This is a genomic window from Rhizobium sp. P1_E1, from assembly GCF_056406015.1.
Genome location: NZ_JBFUAY010000252.1, coordinates 1 through 5,770, shown reverse-complemented (window position 1 = coordinate 5,770; position 5,770 = coordinate 1). Strand labels below are relative to the sequence as shown.

Below are 5,770 nucleotides of genomic sequence, written 5' to 3'. Positions count from 1 at the left end.
GTTCCGGGCAGTGCGCCACACCGGTGCCGCTGGCCGCCATCTTCCTGAGTTCGTCGTGGGTCAGTTCCCAGCAATGGGCATAGAAGGCGTCGGGCCCGGCAAAGCCGAGTTCTTCCAGATAGTCGACCGTGCGCATGCCGTGGCGAGCCTGAATGACCGGGCTCTCGCCTTCCCCGACATGGGTATGCATCATGACGCCGCGATCGCGCGCCAATGCCACCGATTCCACGAAGGTCTCGCGGTAGCAATTGACCGGCTGGCAGGGCGCGACCACGACCTGGCGCATGCTGAAGCGGCCGGTATCGTGGTAGGTCTCGATCAGGCGGGCGCAGTCGGCGATGAATTCGTCGGTCGTTTCCAGCATTTCGTCGGGAATGGTCGAGCCTTCCGACTTCGGCAGGGTATTGCCGCCGCGACCGGCATGGAAACGTATGCCGAGCAGTTCGGCCGCCTCGAACTGGCGGTCGATCAACCGCTTTCCGGCGTGCCGGGGGAAATTGTACTGGTGGTCGAAGGCCGTGGTGCAGCCGTGCTTGATCATCTCGGCCATCGCCGTGACGGAGGAGTGGTAAAAACATTCCTCGTTGAGCTGCGAAAAGATCGGGTAGATGCGGTCGAGCCACTCGATGACCGAAAGCTTCGTCCAGTCGAGATCGGCGCGGTTGCGCACGAAGCACTGGAAGAAGTGATGATGGGTGTTGACGAGGCCCGGATAGACGAACCAGCCGGCAGCATCCTCAACGGTCGTGCCGGCAGGCAGTGCGTCCGCCCCCAGATTTTCGCCGATCGCCAGGATCGCCGGACCGCTGGTCAGAAGATCGACATTGCGATGAACGACCGGTCCCTTGCCCTCGTAGACAATCACGGCTGCGCAGTTCTTCAGGAGATATCCAGCCATCTCACGCCTCGCCCGGTTCGATTTGAGGTTCGGGCTTCAACTCGTGCAGCCGGTGAATACCCGGCATCTCGATAAACCTGTCGAGGGCGCGGAGTGCCCGGGACCAGAGCCGGATCGCAGGATAAGCATCCAGCGTGACGCCGCCATCGGGAGCCAGCGCCACATAGGGAAAGCAGGCGATGTCGGCAATTGTCGGCCGGTCGGCGGCGAGGAAACGCATACCGCGAAGGCCCTGCTCGACAAGCCCGGCTTCAAGCTCGCGAAGGGCGGCGATGCCCTGGGCCCGCAGCGCGCCGATATCGCCCGGCCGCAGCAGCATCTCATGGAGTCGCGCTGCCCCGAGGCTTGCCGTCAGCCGGCCTGAGAAGGACAGCCATTGCTGCACGCGCGCCGCTTCCTCGGCTTTACCGCTGCCGAGCCACTCGGGTGCTGCCTTGGCGGCGAGATAAACGAGGATCGCCGACGATTCCGTCAGGATCAGATCGCCATCTTCCATGATCGGAATGGAGCCTGCCGGGTTGAGCACAAGCAGCTCGGGGCCGCGATGCTCGGCGCCGGGATGGAAATCCACCGGGCGCAGGTCAAGCTTCACGCCGATCAGCGCCGCCATCAGGCGCACCTTGTAGCAACTGGGCGAGAGAATGTAGTCGTAGAGCTTCATTGCGCCACCAACTGTGCGCCGTAGGTATAATTGTGGCGCTTCAGCCAGCGCCGGTAAGCGATCGATGTCAGATCGGCCCGCGTCGGGATTTCCATGCCGGGGTCGAGCGGCAACAGCCGCGGGATCTGGTTTTCGAGGATCGAACGGTCCTGCAGAAAGATCGTCTGCTGGAAATGGATGAGATCGGTCATCGCGGTTTCGTCGTCGAAGAGCGCCATCCATGGCCAGACGTCGCAGATGTCCTCAGCCAGTGGCTGCACGAAGAGCGTGATGACATCCCATTCACTCGGGCGCGGCGGGCAGGTCTTGTAAAGCACGGAGCAGGTGGGCGCCGGCACGCGGTACATGTATTCCGTGGTGATCCCGCCGCTTGCCGACTTGGCGGCCTGCGGCTGGTAGAATTTCACCTGCGTTGCCCAGACCTCGTCTTCTTCCTCGCGGATCTCGACCTTGTAGTTCTGGACCTCGGTGTGCGGCTCTGCGCCGAGAATGTCGGTGTGGACGAAGGGGAAATGGGCGATGTCGAGAAAGTTCTCGACGGCGCGCAGGGGCGAGCAGCGCACCCGCACCACGCCGACATCGACGAAGCGGCGACCGGGCTGATCGGCCTCGGGAATGGGGAAAAGTTCCTTCTTGGGCTCGCCGAGGGAGGACCAGACATGACCGTAACGCACACGCACCGGCAGAACGCGGCCGTCTCCGCCCGTCACCTTCGCATTGCCATCGGCATCGCGCGCCACTTCGATCGGCTCGCCCATCAGCGCCGTTGTGCGGCCGGCGCTGTCGAGCTGGCTGAAAAGCCCGACTGGATACCATTCGTCGATCATCGCCTGCATGGTCATTGCGCGATCTCCCTCTGAAGACCTTCAGCCTGGCGGCGCAAGCTCTCGGCCGCCCGTGAAGCATCGATGCCCGCCGCGGGGCCGGTGTCAGCCTTCAGCAGCACATGGATCAGCGTCTGTCCGTCTTCCCAAGCGGATAATAACAGACAGACGGCCCCGGTGGATGCTTCGATCTCGACAAGACCGTCAGGGTTCGCCTTCGCACCGGCCGCCGCCTCGATCGCCGCGATGCCGGCGAACGCCGTCAGCGAACGCAAGGGAGTGAAGCCATCAAGCTTCGGCGGCTTCGAAGCGGGCGTACCCACAGCCACCCAGATCACGTTATCTGTTTCCTCGACGTCATGGGTGGCGACGCGGATGGTTTCCGGTGGCGTCAGCCCCGGATGGGCCGGAATGCGGAGACAGTTTCCGGCCTGTCCGTAGCTCCAACCGTGATAGATGCAAGAAAGCGTCTCGCCGCGCACGAAGCCGTGAGATAGGCGCATGCCACGATGCGGACAGCGATCCGCCGATGCCGATATGCGCCCCGAAGCGCTGCGCCACAGGGCAATCGATCCGGCTGCCGTCCGTGCCGGCATTACGGTTCCGGCCGGCAAATCCCAGGAAAGGGCGACTGGCGTCCAAAAGCCGGTCGTAGCGGATGGCATGACTAGAGTTCCCAAACAAAATCATATGCTTGTCGAGCACGCTTCACCTCGGCATCGCGGCAATTCCGCTCAACCTTATCAGGTTTGCATAATTATTTCGCATTGGCAACATTGAGTAAATAATATGCACGATGGAAATACGCCGCAGCCCGATACTAGGTCCTTTCGCCGCTGATCGCCGCGCGATCTATCCTCTCGACCCATACGTCGATGGGCCCGAGAGAGCATCCCATCTCCATCATGTCGATCAGTTCCTCCGGCCCAGCAACCTCAAGTTCGATCCGCATGGAACTCGTATGAGATATGGTGTGCGAGAGGCCTAGCTTGGCGGCATGGCGCCGGATCCAGGGGACAAAGGAAGCAGCCTTGAGATCACCGACAATCGTCATCCGCTCCTGGAAGTGAGTTGTATCTTGTCCCATCATAAGGATCCCCGTCCTTGCTCTGCTACACCTTGGCGCCTGAATGACCTTGGCGAAGGGGCATCGTCAAGGCGAGGATATGGCGTCGGGGTTTCTTTTGCAAAAGTCCTCGGAGGTAGGCCTGACAGCTTCGACTTGTGAGACCGCGAAGTTTGTATTTAAACGAATATCGTGAAAAAGCTGGTTCGCCGGCTGCTTACGGAAACGATTGCGGCCGTCGTTCTGACCGGCTTCCGCTGGTATCGCTGTTACCACCACCGACAGCCCCGATGATGAGATTGGCATCGCGCTCAACAATTCCATGCCTGGCCGAACAGCAGTTGGGGCTGCGCCAGACTCATAGACATCTTTGCCGATTCTTCGCCACCCCGCGGCTGCACCGCCGGCGACGCAACACAGTGGAGGTAACACTGCAGGGGTTGCACCCATGGCGCAGCCTAGCCGCGCGCGTCGAGTTGTGGCTCACGCCGAGGCTGTTGCCCGTCACTTCAGCGCCTGCCAGTCAGCATTGCGACAAAAGCCGTGACTTTCCGCCCGCGAAGTTGGCTGGTTCGCAGCCGCCTGGAGCGTCTGGCCTGAAATCAATCCCCGTTGATCGTCGCCGGCATCGCCATCGCGACACACGTCTTGCAGCGCTCACTCACACTGGAGTCGGCTTCGGTCGGCGACGGAAGAGATTCCGATCGCCAAGCCCTCGCCACGTGGATCATGCGCGCCGGTCGCCATTCCGCTCTCATCGATGGCAATCACGCCAGCCTGTCCCGCGAGCGGGCTCCGCGCTTCGATCGGAGACAGGACGTGGCCTCGAGCGGCCAGTTCGGCAAGCACTGTTTCACCCACGTCGCTTTCCAGCTTCAGGCTGTCGCGGCTATCGGAAAATGTCTTGCCGAGAAGAAAGCGCGGACCGGCCAGCGCTGCTGCCGGTTCCTCGTCAAAGTCGATCAGCCGGGTCAGCAGCATCGCCAGTGTCTGCGGCTGGCCGTCGGCGCCTTGCGTGCCATAAAGCAGGGCCGGCCTGCTGTTGCGCAGGCCGAGGCCGGGGTTCAACGTGTAGAAAGGACGCTTGCCGGGGGCGATGCCATTGACATGCTTGGGATCGGGCGAAAAGGCCGCCCCGCGGTTCTGCCAGAGAATACCCGTATCGCCGACAACCACGCCGCTGCCCCAGTCGAAATAAGTACTCTGCAAGACGCTGACGCTGCCGCCCACGGCATCCGTTACGGCGAAGAACACGGTGTCGCTGCTGCGAAAGGGCGCCGGCCATTCAAGCGCCCGCACGGGATCGATAGAGGCCGCCGCCTGCGCAAGGTGCTGCGTGCTTAGCCATTCCCCTACCGGCTGCGGTGCGACATCGGGATCGGCAATGCTGTGGCGATCGAGAAAAGCGCGTTTGACAGCTTCGACGCAGAGATGCAGATGGTCTGCGCTGCCGGCCTTATGGGCGGCAATGTCAAAATGGGCGAGAATCCCCATAATCGCCAGTGTCGTGAGCCCCTGTGTCGGCGGCGGCGGCGCAAGCAGCTCAAATCCCCGATAGGAAAGACTGATGGGCGCGACCTCGCGCGTTCGGGTCGCCGCAAGATCGGCACTGGTCAGTGGAGAGCCCACAGCCTGCAGCCCTGCCGCGATCTTTGCGGCCAGTTCGCCCTCGTAGAATGAACGTGGCCCATCGCGGGCAATCAGCGAAAGCGACCGCGCCAAATTCGCCTGCTGGAACAGGCTGCCTGTTTCCGGCGCCGCGCCATCCGCCATGAAAAGCGCGGCAAAACCCGGCCAGCCGGCCGCTTCCGCCCGCCGGAAGGCAAGCCAGAAGCTCTGCGAGCGCGTGATGGAAAACCCCTTTCCCGCGTGGCGGATCGCATCAGCAAGCAAGACAGGAAAGTCGATCTTACCGCCCCAGTGCCGCGCGGAATAGTCATGCGCGTGCCGCCACGCATCAACCGCGCAGGCCGAGGTCAACGCCGAAAGCGGTCCGCGCAGCGGAATGTTTCCGTCGAAATCCGGCAATTTCCGCGCCGCCTGGCCGATGCCGAGAAAACATGTCTTCCGCCCGCTGCGATCGGCAACAATCCAGACGGAATCGCCGCCAAGCCCGCAGAAATGCGGATAGACGACAGCGATCGTGCTGCCGATGGCGATCGCAGCTTCCAGCGCATTGCCGCCGGCCCGCAGGATTGCCGCGCCCGCCTCGCTCGCCAGCGCATGCGGACTCGTCACCATGCCGCCACGTCCAGTTGCCTGCATCGTCGGATCCCGGTCTATCCCTGTCATCGCGCTCGAATTCCGCTGAGTCTATGGTC

Annotated in this window: 6 protein-coding genes; all 6 read right to left on the bottom strand. The window is 62.6% G+C overall.

Annotation, left to right across the window (positions count from 1 at the left end; genetic code table 11):
* Window positions 1-898 (bottom strand): amidohydrolase family protein (locus AC1D1Z_RS33085; RefSeq protein WP_477853078.1); only part of this gene is annotated, 898 nt, incomplete at its 3' end.
* Window position 899: 1 nt separating this feature from the next.
* Complete coding sequence (locus AC1D1Z_RS33080) at window positions 900-1,559, bottom strand: glutathione S-transferase family protein (RefSeq protein ID WP_131647012.1); 660 nt, start codon at window positions 1,557-1,559, stop codon at window positions 900-902.
* Complete coding sequence (locus AC1D1Z_RS33075) at window positions 1,556-2,401, bottom strand: aromatic ring-hydroxylating oxygenase subunit alpha (protein ID WP_131647013.1); 846 nt, start codon at window positions 2,399-2,401, stop codon at window positions 1,556-1,558. The genes AC1D1Z_RS33080 and AC1D1Z_RS33075 overlap by 4 nt, the downstream gene beginning before the upstream one ends.
* Entirely contained in the window at window positions 2,398-3,048 is a 651-nt protein-coding gene (locus tag AC1D1Z_RS33070; protein ID WP_131647014.1) for a Rieske 2Fe-2S domain-containing protein, read from the bottom strand. The genes AC1D1Z_RS33075 and AC1D1Z_RS33070 overlap by 4 nt, the downstream gene beginning before the upstream one ends.
* 155 nt (window positions 3,049-3,203) lie before the next feature.
* Window positions 3,204-3,470 (bottom strand): acylphosphatase, encoded by a 267-nt coding sequence (locus tag AC1D1Z_RS33065; protein ID WP_197728295.1) that lies wholly within the window; start codon window positions 3,468-3,470, stop codon window positions 3,204-3,206.
* Window positions 3,471-4,106: 636 nt separating this feature from the next.
* Window positions 4,107-5,690, bottom strand: a complete 1,584-nt coding sequence (locus tag AC1D1Z_RS33060) for a gamma-glutamyltransferase family protein (protein WP_131647046.1) — start codon at window positions 5,688-5,690, stop codon at window positions 4,107-4,109.
* Window positions 5,691-5,770: the final 80 nt, after the last annotated feature.

Excerpts from the sequence above, each read along its gene's own strand:
- AC1D1Z_RS33060 (WP_131647046.1), bottom strand. The coding sequence starts at position 5,690 with ATGGTGACGAGTCCGCATGCGCTGGCGAGCGAGGCGGGCGCGGCAATC.
- AC1D1Z_RS33075 (WP_131647013.1), bottom strand. The coding sequence starts at position 2,401 with ATGACCATGCAGGCGATGATCGACGAATGGTATCCAGTCGGGCTTTTC.
- AC1D1Z_RS33065 (WP_197728295.1), bottom strand. The coding sequence starts at position 3,470 with ATGGGACAAGATACAACTCACTTCCAGGAGCGGATGACGATTGTCGGT.
- AC1D1Z_RS33080 (WP_131647012.1), bottom strand. The coding sequence starts at position 1,559 with ATGAAGCTCTACGACTACATTCTCTCGCCCAGTTGCTACAAGGTGCGC.
- AC1D1Z_RS33070 (WP_131647014.1), bottom strand. The coding sequence starts at position 3,048 with ATGCCATCCGCTACGACCGGCTTTTGGACGCCAGTCGCCCTTTCCTGG.